Raw genomic sequence first — 18,990 nt, 5'->3', positions numbered from 1 at the left:
CCTTTTTTTTCTTCTGCGTGGTTTTCAATATGTTACGCCAAAGGTTTTTTTCCGGGACGGGGGCCTTGGCCGTGGGAGATGGGCATCGGCCGGCCATTTTGGGGCAAGGGGCATGGGGAAAAGACCCAGGGGCGGCCCCTTTCTGGGCCCAAAAACATATGGTGCCCCGGATAACCGGTGGTTTTTACACATATATATAAGGGGCATTTGCTGAAATGGACCTTGCCAAGGGAGATGGGCCCCTGCTATATATCCATGTACTTTATCGGTGCGCGCGTTAGGGATGGCAGTGGAAAGCCCACAGCGAGGCACGAGCGAGGACTTGCAACGGACAGCCCGACCCGATAGGGAACGCCAAAAAATTATAAAAAGAAATTCCAAACGAGACCAAAACGCACTGTAAAATCGCGATATGGATTGTTGGGTGCTGAATAATAATCGTATCCTGTGAACGCTGAATTGAAATGTTCTGCTTTTAAATACACTCTGGTCTGACGTATTTTTGCATTTAAAAAGAAATCTAGCCTAGGAAAATCCCCGAATTCACGATCGGTTTGTACATAAAATTCTGCCAATAATGGATTATAGGCATTCATATAATATTTTGTGAAGTAATTTAAGGTTATGCCCGTTTGCAGGTACATGGCTTTTTTGAAGACGTGGCTTGAAAAGTATAAGGTGTTTCGTATTGTTAGTTGCGGTACATTTAAAACGCTGTTGTTGTCTTGCGTGTTTTGGTACAACACGGTATTGTTTAAGGCAAACTTCCCTACTTTTATTTCGTTTTCGAACTTAGCCCTTAAATAGGTAATGGTCGTATTGTTTTGAAATGGTTTTACTTGTTGTGATGTTTCATCTTTTTTAAAATAAACATAATCATTTATGGTATTGAGATCGACCGTTATATTGGCTAAGCTTTTATATTTTAAGTTAAATGCCAGTTGCTGGGTTTCGATATTATTGAAATTGTTTTGCCAGTTATACGCTAAATAATCACTTTGATATAATAAGGTATTGTAATTTGGTGCTTTTGAACTGTGATTTAATGATGCGGATGCTGCTATATCATTATTTAATTTGAATGTTGCTGTGCCTTTTAAAAAGTTACCGTCGAAATCTCCAGATATATTTATACCCAATTCTCCTTTTAGTTCAAAACCTTTGTATTGCTTGCGGTATTTACCGCCTGTTGAAAAAACATCGCCCTTTAATCTGTTAGTTATGGTGTTTCCATTCAAAACTACCAGCTTATTATAACCATAATTATAATTGTTGTTGCTTACGTTGAATTGTAAATCACCTATTATATTGTTGCTATAATTTAATTGAAATTGATTATAAAAATTTTCGAGCGTTGCACGATCCTTTAATCTTGAACTTTTAAAAGCATCACCAAAAAAACTATTTGCTGAAGATTGATCGTACTGATAGTATTTATCTTCAAAAGCTATGATATGCCCTATATTAAGTTTATTTTTAGATAATGAATCCCTTTTCCTTATTATATGATAGGTATGGTCTAAATAAAAACGTTTAGCTATTAGGAGGCTCTCGGCGTTTTCGAAATTAACCTCGAAAATAGATCGGTCTAAAAATTCGGGGTCGCCAGTTTCAAAATACACTATATTATCGTCTCGTAAACCACCGTTTTCTTGATTTAATAAGTCTTGTGTTACAATATGCCCTTTTGCATTATATCTATTATTTTTGGATTTATAATTTGATGTAAACCTAAAATTACCACTGCTTGTTAATATGTGTTGGTATTTACCCAAAGAGCGTAACCCTTTATATGCTATTGAAAAATTGAATTGCGGTGATGTGTTTACGGTAAAAAATGCATCTGTTTGTTGCCCTTGCTCAAAAGCGGTTTTAAAAAACAGTTCGGTAAAAGGGGTTGGCACACGATAATAGTTAATATCTTCAACTTCCATATAGAAAAAATGCTTTGCTTGCGCACCAAAACCTGGCATTAAACTGGTATTTTGAAAGTTATAGGTAAGACTGTTATAGGTTTGCCCCATATTTGAGAAAGGCATCAATCCAAAATTATCTTTTCTTAAGTAATTGAACTTATATTCTTTTTTAATGGACAACGTTGTATCTACATAGGTTGTGTCGTTAACGTGCGAAATAATTAAGTAATCTGTTATTTTAGGGAGCTTTTCTTTTGCAAGCGAATCCTTAGGCTGTACTATACCTAACTCTCTACCTAATCGATTAGACCTTTTGGGTTTATCTTGAGCAAAAAGTTGGCTGCATTGTAGTATTAAAAAAAACACCAAAACCAAGTTTATTTTTAAATGATAGTTCTTTATTGCTTTAAAACCTAAATATAAAGTCATAGTAATACGTTTCGATACTAAGTTAAATGATTAGAAATGTATAATCATTTTTAACGATGCAAATGTAAATACAAAATATGATAACGTTATAAAATGGAAAAATTATTTAATAAATAGTTTATATTTTCATCTGTTTATATTTATTATTTTAATTTGGTCAGATGGAATACTCTAAATAATCATCCTCGGGTGCGCGAATGCCATTCTCACGGGTGTTTCATAATCACAAAAGTTTGTATAAAGAAATCTTAAATTATTTTCATTCTTAGACAGTCTCTTAGAATGACAAAATAAAATTATAGATTTGACCATATTATTATTTAAATGTTATTAAAAAACTATTCAAATTTTGCTTTAGAATGTGGTACAGATGAGGCTGGACGTGGTTGTTTAGCAGGTCCGGTTACTGCTGCTGCCGTTATGCTATCTTCAACTTTTAATAATTCCATTTTAAACGATTCCAAGCAACTAAGTGAACGTAAAAGAGATTTATTAAAGCCTATCATTGAATTGGAAGCCCTAACTTTTGGTATATCACATGTCTTTCAAGATGAGATAGACCAAATAAATATTTTAAATGCTTCTATTTTGGCCATGCAACAATCTATCGCACAATTAACTTCCAAACCAGAATTTATAATTGTTGATGGCAACAAATTTAAACCTTACGGCGGTATTCCTTTTGAAACCATCATTAAAGGTGATGGTAAATATTTGAGTATTGCTGCAGCTTCGGTTTTAGCAAAAACGTATAGGGATGCATACATGAATACCATTCATGAAGAATTCCCCATGTATAATTGGAAACAAAACAAAGGCTACCCTACCAAAGAACACCGAGAAGCGATACGAAAATATGGAATCACTAAATATCATAGAAAATCGTTTCGATTATTACCCGAACAATTAAAATTAGATATTTGAGGAGGGCTAGGTTCTAGGTCATGGGTTCTAGGTGTTCTGGTTACTGATTACTGACTACTGATCACTGACTACTGATCACTAGTTACTGATTACTGAGTTTTGGTGAAAAATAAAAAATAGCAGATTACGTTGTTTTTTTAAGCTATGATTTCAAAAATATGTAGGTTTGTATAAATTAATTCGTTTTATGAGATTCTTTGGTTTCACACTCTTATTATTTGTTGCTTTTAGCTGTTCCAACGTTGAAAAAAATCGTGCCAATCTTGTCGATTTTGTTCCAAAAAACACATCTATCATCATAAAGACATCTAATCTTGAAGATTTAAAAAGTAGTATTAAAAACAGTGACTTTTTAGATAAGTTTACTAAAACCTCAGCTTATAAACATTTAGAAACCAATCTAGATTATTTAAAGCTTTTAAAACCAAGTGGTGAATTACTTATTTGTTTTTCAAAAGACCAAAAAGACAGTCTTCAATTTACTATAATAACAAAATTTACTCCTCAACTATTCAAAAGAGATTCTATTAAAAATTATGTTGAAGAAACACTTACTTACGAAAACCAAACACTCACAAAATCTACTTATAATAAAAACACCTTTTACAGCACGGTAATAGACAGCACTTTTTTTGCAGCATCATCCAAAGACATTATAAATACTGCTTTTGCAAATTCCGATATGAATGAAGAATTGGTAAAAATTTACAATTCTACCAGTAACGATAAAACGTTTTCTATTATTATAAATGCCAACTCTCCTTTTATAAAATCGTTTTTTATTGAAGAATCTTTAAATCTAAAGGCTTTTACCAATTATATAGCTATTGATGTGGATATAAACCAAAACGATATATACATTAATGGTATTACAAAAGCGACAGATTCTACTAAAATTCTGAGCAATATATTTAGAAACACCATTCCGCAAGAAAATCAAACCCAACATATAACACCTTATGATAGTGATGGCTTTATGAGCTTCACTTTTAAGAATTTCAAAACTATTGAAGGTAATTTAAAAACATTTAAAAAGAAAGATTCTATTACTAGTAGTTCACCCATTTTTGATAATATTATAGAAGTTGGTATTATTTATCAAACCGACAAGCGTGCCCTTATATTAAACTCCACCGATTTTATTGCTACTGAAGATGCGCTTATTAGCGAACAAACTGTTATCGAAACTTATAGAGGCATAGAAATATACAGTTTTAGCCAACCTGAATTATTTATCAATACGTTTTCACCTTTAGTTAAAGACATCAGCCCAAATAAATATTGCATTTTAGATAACTTTTTTGTGTTTTCCAGTCATTCAGATTTATTACAAAATATCATTGCTAACTACCAAAACAAAACAACATTTAGTGAGTTAGAAACTTTTAAGAAAGTTAAAGAACAATTAAGCAATGCGTCTTCATTATTACTAGCCGTTAATAATACGTCTTTAAAATCCATTATAAGTAAAAACTTTAAAGACGATTTAGATGATTCTTTTAATAGTTACAGCACTTCGGCATTACAATTTATTTATGATTCTAATTTTGCTCATGTAAATGCTATTATAAAAAAGAGCAAAACCAGAGCTGCTCAAAACTCGGTTTCGGAAGAATTAAACATTAAATTGGCTTCCGATATTTTAAACAAGCCCCAATTTGTAATCAATCATCTTACTAAAGAAAAAGAAATAGTGGTGCAAGACATTAAAAACAACCTCTATTTAATTTCCAATAAAGGAAAAATTCTTTGGAAAAAACAACTTGAAGGTGCTGTTTTAGGAACCATTGAACAAATTGATATTTTTAAAAATGGGCGATTACAATTAGCTTTTGCAACCCTAAACCGTGTTTATGTTATTGACAGAAATGGTAAAGACGTTGCTCCGTTTCCGGGTAAATTTAATGATAAGATTACCCAGCCATTATCTGTTTTTGATTACGATAGAAATAAAAATTACCGCCTGTTAGTTACCCAAGGCAAAAACTTATTAATGTACGATGTTAATGCCAAAACGGTTAACGGTTTCAATTTTAAATCGGCAAAAGAAGCTATTATTAGTCAACCAAAACATTTTAGAATAAGCAGTAAAGACTATATTGTATTTAAAACCAACAATACGCTTCATATAATAGACAGAGTAGGAAATACACGCGTTACACCAAAAAGATCAAGTAATTTTTCAAATCAACCTGTCTTTTTATATAACAGTACTTTCACAACAACAACATTAAACGGACAACTAATTTCCGTAGATACTAAAGGTGGTGTTTCAACCCAAAACCTAAATCTTTCAGAAAAACACAACATAGAAGCCAGCAGTAAAACATTGGTAACACTAACCGGAAACAAATTAACCATTAAAAGCAATGCTGTGGAGTTGGATTTTGGTACTTACACTAGACCCGAACTGTTTTATATTAGGGATAAAATTTATGTTACCATTACCGATTTACAAGCTCAAAAAGTTTATATCTATGATAGCCAAGGAAACCTATTGCCTAACTTTCCTGTGTATGGCAATTCGGAAATAGTATTAGATAATATTGATAAAGATAACAGCTTGGAATTCGTAACCAAAGGCGAAAACAATTCCATATTACTGTACCGTATTAACTAAACCTCAATCCATTCGTTTCCAATTTGGCACATTGAAGCATTTTCATACAACTCTTTGTGTATGAAAAAGGAATTTTTATCTTTAGACCTGCTATTAACAACTATTTACAATACAAATTTCAAAAAAATCAATTAAAGGGTACTTAATTAAGAGTTATAGTATCTAGTAAAATTTCATTAATTTTTATTGAAAGATAAAGTTTCGTTAACGATATATGCAATATGCATTAGAAAAACAATTAAAATATGACGATAACCAAATCGAAAGTCCCTAAATCTGGAGTGCCAAAGCAAAATACTTTGGCACTCTTTTTTATGACTATTCCAAGTTAATTTAATAGTATTGCAATCTCAATAAACAAACCATGATTTCAAGAAAAAATGCCTCTATTTCAAAATTCATCATTCATAAGGTTGGTAATAAATTCAACGACACTAAAAATGCCTTTTCAGAAAAACTGGTCGATTTTGACGAAGCTAGTTACGATTTAATGCTCCCTTTTTTATTACGCCCCTTTAGTTCTGTGGTACAAAGCTACCGGTTTAACCACCACGCCAATATTTCATTAAACGAAATAAACAGTTACAGCAACCAAATATTTAGTGATGATGATGCTTTTATTGAAATTTCAAAACATATAGTAACCCATTTATATGAGCAATCTACATCTGCTCAAATAAAAACAGGCGATGTACTAGTAGCTATGTTTGAAGGTATTGAGTTTAATGACATAACCACTAACGCCCTAGGTATATTTAAAATTGAAAGCAAAGTGAATTTTTTTCAAACCTATTTAGAAAATAACAGCTACGACGTGTTGGTACAAAAAGGAATCTCATCTAAAAAAGTAGATAAAGGCTGCCTAATTTTAAACCAAACCGATACCGAAGGCAACATTATTTTAAGTGTAGATAACAACAGTTATGATGCCCAATATTGGATAAACCAGTTTTTAAACATAAAATATGCTGATGATGCCAACAACCATACGCAACAATACATAACACTTTGTAAAGATTTCTCAACCGACATTTTAAAGACCACCTACGGCGCAAAAGAGCAAAACACCTTTTTAGCAAAAACCATCGACTTTTTTAAAGAAAACGAAGTTGTAAACATAGAACGTTTTAAGGACGAACTTTTTGAAGAAGACAAACACAAAAAACTGTTTGACGATTACAAAAAAAACTTTGAAGACGAACAAGACATGGTGTTAAGAAACCAATTTGATGTTGCCGAAAGCGTTGTAAACAAAGAAAAGAAAAAATTCAAAACCGATATAAAACTTGACACCAACATACAAATAAAACTTGATATTGATGCGCCTGATGCCTCGGCTGAATATTTAGAACGCGGTTATGATGATGAAAAGAAAATGCATTATTATAAGGCATTTTTTAATGTGGAGAGCTAGCCTTTTTTAAGTTCAACACTTCAAAAACCTACTTATTTGTCAGCACCCAAAGCTCTACTTCTTCAGAAGAGCGCCAATGTTGATCTCGTTTTGTTTTATCTGAAGCTGCTTTTACTGTTTTCTTTAAACATGTTTCCAATTGAAATCTCCCACCTTCCAATAGCTCCTTCTCTACGGGATGGTCTTTTGTAACATGCGTTATTTGAGCTAAATTTGAGAATATAATTATGAGCTTCCCTTCAGGCAATAGTCTTTTTTTTGCTTCAGTGAAAAAATCAGGAAATAGATTTTTATTATAATACATAGCTTCATCAAATATATCTGTATTATTAGATTCCGGCAGCCATGGCGGATTAAAAACAATCAACTCGGTCTGCTTTTCCCAAATCCCAAAAAGATGTCCAAAATCCAATCTTATCTTTCTAGACAATTTGGTGTCACCCATAAATTCGGTTAGACCAACAATCGCGTTAGGATTGGTATCTGTACCAAAAACCTCCTGAAAACCATGCTTTATCATTAGAAAAGAAAGTACGCCACTTCCAATTCCAATATCCATTGCAGACTTTTTAAGTCCTTTATAACGTTTCATCCAATTATCAAAAAGGATTAAATGATCAAAACGCGTAGGGAAGTAAGTACCGTAATATGGATGCACTTTATTTCGCAATACAGGAATGGAAATTCCGTTTATATACCACTGCCAAGCACTGTTTAATCCTTGAACTTGAGGAAACGTCAATAAAAAATCACTTGTTTCTGGATACAGTTTTTCTAACCAGCCAATGGAAGGTGATTTTTTCACAATTAATTTATGAGCTACAATTTCTATCAAAATAAGATTTGATAGCTTATGATATGCTGACCGATATTCTCGTTGTTCTTGAAAAGACTTGTTTGGCAACTTTTTATTTAGATGTATGTGTAACTCCTTTAAAAGCAACAATCCATTACTATAGAAAGCTGTTATCAATACAGGTTTTCCTGCTTCTAGTGCTTTAATGGTTCGTTTTACATCTGTAGCACTGTTAAACAACTCTAATTGTTTTCCAGATACAATAGGTTCCGGCTTGTTTACGTTAATACCTGTAATCATCAATGGTTTTATTATATGTTGTGAAGAAAGCATCTATTTTATCGTGTAGATCCTTCCCGTTTAGGTGATTGGTGAAATTAAAAAGCGCCATTAGCTCACAAGCTCATGAACTTTATGTGGATAGTTTGAATGGCGATTCTGGAATCTAAGAATCGTGTCTTTCACAATAACACCTTCATCAATATTTATGGCATTTTTGATGGTTTTATTATCATTCCAACTTTCTCTACCTGATACTACGGATGGTAAATGCGTAATTAATGCTGCAGAAATAGATCTAGAAGCGCTTTCCCAAAAATAACTGGGTGTATGATCTACCGCATAGTAATCAATATTATCAATAGCTATAAGTGGATTTTTAAAAGTAGTGGGTTTAGCAAAATAAAACCCCATACCTTCATCACAACTCACATCTATAATGAGTGCTCCAGGTTTAAGCATCGTTTTTTCATCCTCTTTTACATAGTCAATGGGGTCGTCTGTGTCTTGATACGTTCCATTAACTATTATTTCAGATTCATTTATCAAATCCAATAGAGATCGTTCTGAACCATCATGTTCTACAACAATCAATCGAGGCTCGTTTTCATTTCCTTTTCTAAGTCTGGTATAATTTACATCTAATACTTCTTCCCTAACTTCATGATCGGGTCTTTGAATACAAATAGTAATATCTCTAAAACCATGTGCTTTTAAAGCATAAATAGCACCCCTACTTACTGCTCCAAAACTAAAAATGATGACTTTTCGTTGATTTCCATAATGACCATCTATCCCCTTGAGTTGAAGTGCATGTATAACCGCACTATATCCAGCCATTTCATTGTTTTTATAAAACGTATGTCTTCCCATTTGCCCGCTAGGATAACACACATACATATCTTCAAAAGCGATTAAGGTTAATTTTTTGTCTATAGCTGTTTGTGTTATTTGCATTTGTTGGGCACAATGAGGATACCCCCAAATAATACCACCATCTTTTAACTCTTCCAAATCAGACAAAATAGGTTTGGCTATAATGGCGGAACCAATATCTGATAATATGTCACTTCGTGATGCAATTCCACCTGTTAAGCCATTAATTTCTTCGTCACTTATATTAAAAGGTTTACCATACCCTTTTTCAAAAATAAGTTGTTTTCTAATCTGTTCCGGAAGTCTATTTAAATGTTCTGGATGAATAGGTACCCGCCTTTCATCTTCTTTTTTTGAAGTTCCAATAACTCCCATTTTTAAAAAACCCATATGTCTTTTGAATTAAAACGAATTGCAGACTAATGACATTAGCAAAGCGTAAGATTAAAATCACTATTAAATAGTTACTTACTAGCAATCAGGCATTAAGTTGGCCACTAGCGTTTCGTTAATCAAAATAAGAACTTAAAAAGAAGTCTTAACAATTCGCTAAAGATGTGCGAAGGGATAATGAATTCGTTTAATTAATATCAACAGATAAATAAAACAATACTATTGACAAAGATACTTTTTTAAAACCCATTATTAGGAATAATACCAAAGTAATGTCTTTTAACAAATAAACTTAAACAAAAAATCTGGAGAAATCCATTTATCGCAAACAATTGTTAATCAGCTTATGACAAAATTCACTTAAACTATTAACACACAAATACTCAAAATAAAAAAGATAGATATTAATTATAACAACCTAGGAAAACCATTGTTATGAAAGCGTCCCAACAGTATGGTTTATAAAATATAAAACAATTATAACCTGTAGCCATATTTTAGGAAGATACTATTTTCAAATAACCTTTAGAAACGTCAATAAAAAAACCCTATCAGAGAGTTTTTAATTTCTGATAGGGTTTAATTTATAAAACAATGATACTATTCCTTATTCTTTAACAATGGTCTTATTTATAACACCATTTTCTGTAATTATCTTAATTACAAACACACCGGTACCATCGTTAATAGTCACTTTTGTGGTTTTATTTGTGATTTCGTTGGCATTTATTAAACGGATTTGTTGTCCAAGCATATTGAATACCGAAATTTGCTTAACCTTTCCTGCCTTATCTAAATCTATATAAAAATCATTTTTAAATGGTATAGGGTATATTTTTATTACTGAACTATCAATGTTATTATTTTGTACTGATAAAGAATTTTCATTTTGACTACTTATTATTGAAGCCACAAGACTATTCAAATACACTTCCACATTCGTATAACCACCATCTAAAGAGGTCGATACTCCATCGGAAGCATTATTTTTATCAAGTCCATTTGTATCCTCCCATGCATCTGGCATACCATCACCATCAGTATCAGTAGGCGCTGTAGTTGAGTTGTATGCAGGCCATCCGCCAACATCACTTTGTGTATCAATAATACCATTGGTACTACCATTGGATCCAGTGTATGTAAAAGAACGGTTTTCTGTTTCAGAAACTATGCGTGAGTCAATTACATCACGTACAAATGAAGCGCCTCCATAAGCAAGTACTTTGTTATAAGCCTCTATTGCTGAATGTGTTGTTACATTATTTTGTACATCGAGAGGGGTATTTAACTTCATAGCTATTTTATCGGACTCTGAAACTGGAATTGTATATTCACATGGTATTGTATTCCCATTACTATCTTTACAAGTAACACCTGAGTAAGAAGAATATGAACTATGGAATTGATTATAAACACCATAGTTCCAATTATCATTTGTAGAGTTGGTATTGCCATCTACATAATTGCCATCAATATAAAACTTACCCCAAATATCATAGACTTCAGTACCTTTCACTTTATTTTTGTCTATTGATAAAATCCGTCCTTCTTTTGTAGTTCCATTATTAGCTAATGTTGCAGGACCTAGTTTATAATAATTATTAACCATGTTTACATTCATGGCTTCACCTCCATAGGTACTATTATTTCCCCAATTATAAATAACATTGTTTCTAATGTCCACTAAGTCGGTACGAGCAAAATCTGATCCAGCTTCTTCTCCTAATCTTGCATTACGACTATCGTGATGTGCTAATAAATTGTGATGAAAAGAAGCATTTTTACCTCCCCATATACCACCATAACCATGAGCTCCTTTTCCATGAACAGAATTACGAAGACTTTCTGAAATAATACACCATTGTACGGTTGAGTTTTGATTATTATAAAAAGACACACATTCATCTGTAGACCAACTCATAGAGCAATGGTCTATAATAATATTATTGTGAAATCTACCACCTAGTGCATCTCCTTCATGTTCTGCTTCATCTCCCATTCTAAATCTCATAAAACGGATAATAACATTATCTGCGTCAATAGTTACTGAATAATCCTTTAAGCATATACCATCACCAGGAGCAGACTGACCTGCTATGGTAATATTTCCATTTGTGATTTTTAAATCTTTGGTAAGCGTAATAATTCCAGAGACTTTAAACACAACTATTCTTGCGCCACTGGCTTCAACCGCCGCTCGCAAGCTTCCTGTACCAGAATCATTTAAATTGGTTACATACATAACTTGGCCTCCTCTACCTCCAGTAGCTAATTTTCCAAAGCCTTCAGCGCCAGGAAAAGCAGGTATATCTTCCAAAAAATAATAATTTTTTGATTGATTTTTGTCGACCGCTAAATCATTTGCTTTTTCTTTGTTTAAAAAAGCACAAAAAAACAGAGGAATGGTTAATAATAAAAGTTTTTTCATAAGTAGATAATTATTTGTTTTTTTAGGTTATTTGGAATTATTTATCTTCATTGGGGTTTACTTCACTAAACTTTATTTTCTTAAGTGTTCAGTTATTTAAAAATTATAAGTAAACTTCTTGTCCATAGCGATTTTCATAGCTGTAATTAAGCTTAAAATAATAATTAAAAGACACTACTATTTAGTGTTAGTACTTATACATAATATGCATAAGTCTATCGTATTTAAATTATTTTAGGAATAGTATATAAAGTTAAAAATTCTTTTTGAACATTCATATTTTTTGTCTATCAAATTTTGAGGCTTCTCTTTTACAGCTTCAAGTGGCTGGCTGTAATATAATTTTTAGAAATATCCTATTAAAAAACCCTCTCAGAAACTAGGTTTCTGAGAGGGCTTCATATAAAAAGACTTATTCTTTAACTATGGTTTTATTTATAACACCATTTTCTGTAATTATTTTAATTGCAAACATACCTGCACCAGTGTTAACAGTCACTTTTGCGATTTGATTTCTAATCTCGTTTCCGTTTATTAAATGGATTTGTTGTCCAAGCATATTGAATACCGAAATTTGCTTAACCTTCCCTGCCTTAGCTAAATCTATATAAAATTCATTTTTAAATGGCACTGGATATATTTTCACTTCAGCCTTAACATCATTAACAGTTAAGCCAAGGGTATTTTTAGATGAAGCTGCTTTACTAGCATTGGCTGGGTCGCTCACTAAAAGCCACTGTGCATTTACATGAGTAGTATTTGCATATTGTCCGACATTTGATCCGTTAGCAGTCCTTCCCATGCCATCTAAAAACAATCCTGTAGCACGGTTTTGAATTCTGTAATAATCCCCGCTATATTGTTGCACAGACCAATGTGAATTATTACTAGTTGTATTAGCCCACTGTCCACAATCAGATCCATTAGCAGTCCTTCCCATGCCATCAAGAATCATCCCTGTGCCACGATTTACAAACTGTACATAACCACTACCAACATCTACCATTTCCCAATATGAATTATCATGTGTCGTAGAATTGGCGTATTGACTACAGGCATCACCATTACCTGTTCTACCATAACCGTCCATCACTAAACCTGTTCCTCGATTTTGTATTTGATAATAGGTAGTAGCACTGGTAGCATTTACTGTAATTTTGCCAGAAAGAGAAGCATTCGTAGAACCTCCTACCGTGGTTACTGTAAAATTGAATGTGCCTGCTACTGTAGGAGTCCCACTTATGGAAATAGTCTGAGCTGTTTGATCCACTATTGCATTCACTCCTGTAGGTAAACCTGATGCCGTAGCAGAAGTGGCATTTGTCCAAGTATAATAGAAATCAGCGATGGCAGTATTCACATCCACTGTTTGGATGGACGACCCTGCACCACGTTTCCCAAGGGTAGCCGCACCACCATCAGGATCTGTATAGTTGGGAGCTCCATTTTGGTTCTGATTGCTGGTAATGGCAACTACTAAACTATTCAAATAGATTTCTACATTAGTATAAATCGAATTCAGGGTGTATGCTACACCATCAGCTGCATCGTTCATATTCAAACCATGGTCCAACTCCCACTGATTGGGCATGCCATCACCATCTGAATCGGATGGCGCTACGGTTGAGCTATATGTTGGCCATCCTCCTACATCACCCTGACTATCAATGATGCCGTTTGTACTTCCGTTTGATCCTGTATGGGTGTAAGTACCGTTTTGAGTTTCTGTTACAATTCGCGTATCGATTGCATCACGACTTAAACTTGCACCTGCATGTGCTAAAACCTGAGTGAATGCATCCGTTGCTGAATGTGTCGTAATATCCCCAAAAGTATAGACCGAGGTTGATTTCAATTCCTCTTTGTCTTTGGTTGAAGGATTTGGAAAAACCCCAGACCAGTTATCATTGGTTACAGTGGCACTTCCATTCATGTAGTTTCCATTAATGTAAAACATTCCCCATGTGCCTTCAGGCAATGCTGCTCCGGCAGCTTGTGGGTTTGGCGAAAAAATTCTTGTACTTACCCCTGATTTGGTAGCCGGCCCTGGTTTGTAATAATTATTGACAAGATTGAAACTGCCTCCTTCACCTCCATACGTGCTATTTGACCCCCAATTGTAAACCACATTATTCCTGTAATCAAGCAATACCGCTTCTGGTTCATTGGTAAACTTGGCTCCTAATAATCTAGGGTTTCTACTATCATGATGGGCAAGAAGGTTGTGGTGGAAACTAGCTTTTTGTCCTCCCCAAACGCCGCCATAGCCGTGGGCGCCTTTATCATGCACGGAGTTTTTTAAGCTCTCTGACACGATACACCACTGCATGGTAAAATTAGAATTGTCATAAAATGATCCGGTTTCATCAATAGACCAGCTCAAAGAGCAATGATCAAGAATAATATTGGATTGATTCCTTCCCCACATGGCATCGTTCTGGTTACCAGCCTCATCACCCATGCGCGAACGGATATACCTGATGATAACATTGCTTGCGCTTACATATAACGAATAATTCTTTAAACAAATTCCATCCCCTGGTGCTGTTTGACCAGCAATAGTAATGTCGCCGTTGGTAATCTTTAAATCGGATTGAAGTGCAATGACACCTGATACTTTGAACATCACAATTCTTGGGCCACTAGCGCTGACGGCCGCTCTCAAGCTTCCTGCACCAGAATCGTTCAAGTTGGTAACGTAAATAACCTGACCGCCTCTACCTCCTGTAGTGTAACGACCAAACCCTTCAGCTCCAGGGAATGCCGGAGCTGTGGCTGTGGCTGCATTTACTGTAAAAGTTCCTGATTTGGTAGCATTGGGTGATCCTCCAACGGTGGTAATACTATAATTAAAAGTACCGCTAACGGTAGGAGCACCACTAAAAGAGACAGCCTTGTTTGTATTATCGATGTTAACATTGATTCCAGAAGGAACTCCTGTCACATTTACCGTTGTGGCATTTGTCCAATTATAATAAAAATCAACAATATTTTCATTTATTCCTACTGTCTGGCTTGAAGAGCCAGCACCATGCTTGATGAGTGACGCAGCTGCGGCAGCTTCCGTGAAGCTAAAATAGTTCAGATTGAACAAATAACCGCTACCTCCTTCAAAAACAAGATATACGTCATGTATGCCTGATACACTACTTACACTGCTAGTGAAATTGGCATACGTTTGCCAGCCCCCAGTGTTCGTTATGGAGCAAGTTCCCACTTGAGTGCCAGATACACCGTCCAACATTATTTTGATGGTACCGGAAGCCGTCGTAGCCGCCCTAGCAGAAAAGCTTGCCGCTCCAATACTGCCAAAATCTACATTAGAAAAAGCTATCCAATCACCATTCTGAATAAAGCCTACATTTTCACCACCTTCTCCTGAAGGTTCTGTGGCTATGCCAGACTGGCTGGTATAGCTTTCTGCTTCTATGGTAGCGTATGCATTAATAGTAGTAGATACAGCTGTAGGATTCCAGTTATCAGATCCTGCCAATACTATTTCCGGCTCATATAAATCAGCTTCGGCTTGATTTGCCATGGCTCTTAAGCCAGCCCAATCAGCTCTACCGCTCATGTCTGCTCCTGGACCGGTATTCATCCACTCATACAAATGAAGTCTTGTATCTGTATCGGAATAAGCCATATTCCATTTATCTCCCCAACCTAAAGGATCAATTTCTGCTGGCATGGTACAGTATAACCAAGATACTTTAGGGTATTCGTGCCATGGACGTCCGAATTTTATCAACGCGCCATCATCTCCGCTTCTAGGGCTATTTGGTTGGTATGTTAAATCACACTTATAAAACACAAAGCCATAGTCTTGGGATTCTGTAGTTGCAGGCGCTGTTATCCATGCGCCACCATAACTTCTAATTTCGCATTCGTTAAAAAAGCCTACACCTCGTCCATAAATATAATCTGTACGGCCCAAAATCATACAGGAGTCAAAATAAGCTCGAGATGTTTCTGCCATCCAAAAGTATACGGTATCCTGATATCCTTTGATATCGCAATTAACAAACACATTGCGATCCGCCTGAAGCGTAATGGCCTGGGCTTGACCAACCGGGCCTGCAGTATTCTGAATTGTTATGTTTTCGGCCCTAAAATCATTCGCCTTAATTGTTAGTGTCGCAGCAGTCCTTACCAAATCGCTATTGCTGTCCCAAAGTGCCACTTTGTTATCTGGGCACATACCATCACCTCCATCGTTACAATTATAGATATCGTAAGAAATAATGGTTCCTGTCCTACTTTCCCCGATTAACGTAATATTCGTTTTATCAGCAGGGATAATTAACTTCTCTTGGTCATAAAGACCTTGTTTTACATAAATAGTCGTTGGAGTACCAGCTGGTACCGCATCAAAAGCTGCTTGAATAGACGTGTAGTTCCCGGATCCATCCTGAGCAACTACGATGTCGTAGGTTTGCGCTTTCAGTTGCATCGAAAAGAAAGCTAAAAAAGTTAATAGTAAAAATTTTTGTCTCATAGTTTGTGGTTTAGTTGTAATTAATAATTGTTTTTCTCATTTAACAAATAAACATTGTTAAATGAATAATATCATCAAATATATAAATTGCAATCGATTACGCAAAGTAAATTACTACTTTTATTGTTAAAATTTTAGTACAGTCTAATTATTTGCTTTTGAAAAGTCGTAATATTTATTAATGAAGTCAAAATATTACAGTTAATGACTTATAAGAACAACGTTAATAACTGGTACGTCTCCTGTTACATTAGCATAAGTAGCATTGCAAGTAACCACCAAAGGCTGGCAGTACTTTTTTCAAAACATGATCATCTTTTAAGAAATAAGATGACGTTAGAATTGAGTCATATTTACTAAAAAGCATCATTCTAAATAAATAATAAAAAAACCGGCATAAAATAGCCGGTTCATTATGATTTTTTAGGGCACAAAAAACTTTGTTGTTTGTACACCTTCTTGAGATTCTACTTTACCAATATAAATCCCTTTGGTAGTTGGTGATTTAATGATTAATAATTCTTCATCTCTATTATTCGATGATTTGTATATTAATCTTCCAGTTAAGTCATAGATCGCCACTATACTATTTACAGGTGCATTTTTTATTTTAATAATATCATTCTGCACTATCCATTTTAATCGATTCTCTAATGGCTTTTCTGTGGAAAGTGTAGGAGTAGCTACGCCATGTATTTTTACATCTGCAAGGCAAATGGTTTTTCCTGAAGCTTCTCCATTATACCAAGGATACACACGTAATTTTAAAGTCTCACCGTATGCAAGCTTAATGACAGGTTGTTTTGAAACAGCATACATGGTATTTGATACCATACTCGAAAATTCTTCTACTACAGAAGTGGTAGCAAAATCGTCTTTAGAATAAGAAATACGGCAACGCATACCACTGCCTCCTGAACCACCAACATATAGACTTATATCATCAATATTTAGTTCGGTCCCTTCGCTTGCTGAAATACCAAACTGAATATAGCGTGTAGATACCTCATCAATTTCTCCAGCAGGCCAAGTATCACCATCTATTAGGTTTCTTTGTGTTTTTCTGTCAACATATCCACTTTCAGCAGGCCATGTTGTAGTGCTGCTAGGTTGTGCATATCTGTTTACATACATATTACTATGAGATTCATCAAGAGGAATGGCAGGGCCTTCTAACACATAACTATCATCTGCTGATAGCTCCCAAAGAAGGTTCACTTCAGTCCCACCAGTTAATTCAATATAATTGGCTGTTAAAGGGATTTCTTTGGTAACTGTTCCATTGGTTACGGTAAGCGTTCCTGCTTTATTTCCTCCAACCGACTGAGATACTGAAATATAAAATTTCGAGAATTCAAGACTGCTATTTACATAATCCATAGTGATAGAAGAAGCAAAAGTATCTGCTTTATTTGCTGCAATTAAAAAACCATCACTTACAGAAAGGGTAAATGTTCCTGAGGCTGGCTCAAGGTCAAAACCTGTAATTGTAAGTTCTTTTGCAAGTGTTTGCCCTGCATATGCCTCACCAAAATCACAGTTACTCGGATTAATTAAAACATCTGTTGATGTGTTAATATAAGACGCTAAAATATTCTGATTGGTCATTTCCTGGGCACATAACCTAGCAACTAATGTGGCTCCCAAAGCATTAGGATGTGTGGAATCAGAAGAAACGAAAAGTTGGGCTGTACTTTCAGCATCGCCATAAGATTCTAACAACCCCTTTGTTAACGTAGTCAAGTCAATAAGTTGTACACTCTTTTCAGTAGCAACGTCTTGCATAGCATAGCTATAATCATAAGTATGGTTAGATTCAGGAACACCAAAGTTTTCCCCTAAATCATGACGTCCTTTGCGTGTAATTGTACCACCACTAAAATATTTTCTGCACATAGCAGTTGCTAAAATAGGTGTAGCACCTAACGCACGCGTCTCGTCAATATACTTTCTAAGATATTCCTTATAAGTTCCGTCAGCTGTCGTACCACGGTAATCTGTCCCATTTATTGGGTTATTGGGATCGGTTCCCCCATCTAAACCGTCATTTTTCTCATCGTTATGTGCAAATTGAATGATTACATAATCACCTGTTTCTATTTGTTGTTTTACTGTGGTCCAATAAGGTGCTTCCAAATAAAAACTTTTACTACTAGCCCCACCTTTAGCGCGGTTATTTACAACGACTTCAGAAGTGAAAAATTGCTGAAACATCATACCCCAACCTCTTTTATCTGTAGTATTTTCGTCGTAATCAGCCATGGTGGAATCACCAATAGTATGCAAGGTAATTTGTGCATTTGCAGAGATAATATTGCAAAAAGCAAAAACACCAATAAATAATTTTAATAATGACTTCATTTTTTTTTAGCTTTTAACATAGTGAATTAAGCATATGTTTCCATATGCTTAATTCACTT

General features: G+C 34.7%; 9 protein-coding genes. 3 read left to right on the top strand and 6 right to left on the bottom strand.

The window, feature by feature from the left end:
• Positions 1-362: 362 nt before the first annotated feature.
• Entirely contained in the window at positions 363-2,345 is a 1,983-nt protein-coding gene (locus CJ739_RS11170) for a putative porin (RefSeq protein WP_117175311.1), read from the bottom strand.
• Positions 2,346-2,669: 324 nt separating this feature from the next.
• Between CJ739_RS11170 and rnhB the strand changes: the two genes are divergently transcribed.
• From rnhB to CJ739_RS11155, 3 genes are all read left to right on the top strand, one after another.
• A complete protein-coding gene (gene rnhB / locus CJ739_RS11165; RefSeq protein ID WP_117175309.1) occupies positions 2,670-3,269 on the top strand; it encodes a ribonuclease HII in 600 nt (199 codons plus the stop codon).
• A 166-nt stretch (positions 3,270-3,435) separates the two neighbouring features.
• Complete coding sequence (locus CJ739_RS11160) at positions 3,436-5,889, top strand: DUF3352 domain-containing protein (protein WP_236951490.1); 2,454 nt, start codon at positions 3,436-3,438, stop codon at positions 5,887-5,889.
• A 364-nt stretch (positions 5,890-6,253) separates the two neighbouring features.
• Complete coding sequence (locus CJ739_RS11155) at positions 6,254-7,303, top strand: nucleoid-associated protein (protein ID WP_117175305.1); 1,050 nt, start codon at positions 6,254-6,256, stop codon at positions 7,301-7,303.
• 28 nt (positions 7,304-7,331) lie between these two features.
• Here CJ739_RS11155 and CJ739_RS11150 read toward each other — a convergent pair whose 3' ends face one another.
• The 5 genes from CJ739_RS11150 to CJ739_RS20345 all read right to left on the bottom strand — a co-directional run bounded on the left by CJ739_RS11150 (position 7,332) and on the right by CJ739_RS20345 (position 18,931).
• On the bottom strand, positions 7,332-8,432 hold the full coding sequence (locus CJ739_RS11150) for a methyltransferase (RefSeq protein ID WP_335645405.1): 1,101 nt from the start codon (positions 8,430-8,432) through the stop codon (positions 7,332-7,334).
• A 57-nt stretch (positions 8,433-8,489) separates the two neighbouring features.
• Positions 8,490-9,644: a N(5)-(carboxyethyl)ornithine synthase gene (locus tag CJ739_RS11145; protein WP_117175301.1), complete on the bottom strand. Its 1,155-nt coding sequence runs from the start codon at positions 9,642-9,644 to the stop codon at positions 8,490-8,492.
• 610 nt (positions 9,645-10,254) lie between these two features.
• The gene (locus tag CJ739_RS11140) at positions 10,255-12,075 is read right to left on the bottom strand and encodes a T9SS type A sorting domain-containing protein (RefSeq protein WP_162880193.1); all 1,821 of its coding nucleotides are present in this window, start codon (positions 12,073-12,075) and stop codon (positions 10,255-10,257) included.
• A gap of 412 nt (positions 12,076-12,487) precedes the next feature.
• The gene (locus CJ739_RS11135) at positions 12,488-16,570 is read right to left on the bottom strand and encodes a pectinesterase family protein (protein WP_117175299.1); all 4,083 of its coding nucleotides are present in this window, start codon (positions 16,568-16,570) and stop codon (positions 12,488-12,490) included.
• A 423-nt stretch (positions 16,571-16,993) separates the two neighbouring features.
• Positions 16,994-18,931, bottom strand: coding sequence for a GDSL-type esterase/lipase family protein (locus tag CJ739_RS20345; RefSeq protein WP_162880192.1), 1,938 nt, complete (start codon positions 18,929-18,931; stop codon positions 16,994-16,996).
• Between the last annotated feature and the right edge of the window lie 59 nt (positions 18,932-18,990).

It is taken from the genome of Mariniflexile sp. TRM1-10, from assembly GCF_003425985.1.
Taxonomy (GTDB): Bacteria; Bacteroidota; Bacteroidia; order Flavobacteriales; family Flavobacteriaceae; genus Mariniflexile.
Note: the sequence above shows the minus strand (reverse complement) of the source record. Positions and strands in the feature narration are given on the sequence as shown.

Bases quoted from the DNA above. Each gene is read 5' to 3' on its own strand.
- CJ739_RS11170 (WP_117175311.1), bottom strand. From the start codon at position 2,345: ATGACTTTATATTTAGGTTTTAAAGCAATAAAGAACTATCATTTAAAA.
- rnhB (WP_117175309.1), top strand. From the start codon at position 2,670: ATGTTATTAAAAAACTATTCAAATTTTGCTTTAGAATGTGGTACAGAT.
- CJ739_RS11155 (WP_117175305.1), top strand. From the start codon at position 6,254: ATGATTTCAAGAAAAAATGCCTCTATTTCAAAATTCATCATTCATAAG.
- CJ739_RS11150 (WP_335645405.1), bottom strand. From the start codon at position 8,432: ATGCTTTCTTCACAACATATAATAAAACCATTGATGATTACAGGTATT.
- CJ739_RS11145 (WP_117175301.1), bottom strand. From the start codon at position 9,644: ATGGGTTTTTTAAAAATGGGAGTTATTGGAACTTCAAAAAAAGAAGAT.
- CJ739_RS11140 (WP_162880193.1), bottom strand. From the start codon at position 12,075: ATGAAAAAACTTTTATTATTAACCATTCCTCTGTTTTTTTGTGCTTTT.
- CJ739_RS11135 (WP_117175299.1), bottom strand. From the start codon at position 16,570: ATGAGACAAAAATTTTTACTATTAACTTTTTTAGCTTTCTTTTCGATG.
- CJ739_RS20345 (WP_162880192.1), bottom strand. From the start codon at position 18,931: ATGAAGTCATTATTAAAATTATTTATTGGTGTTTTTGCTTTTTGCAAT.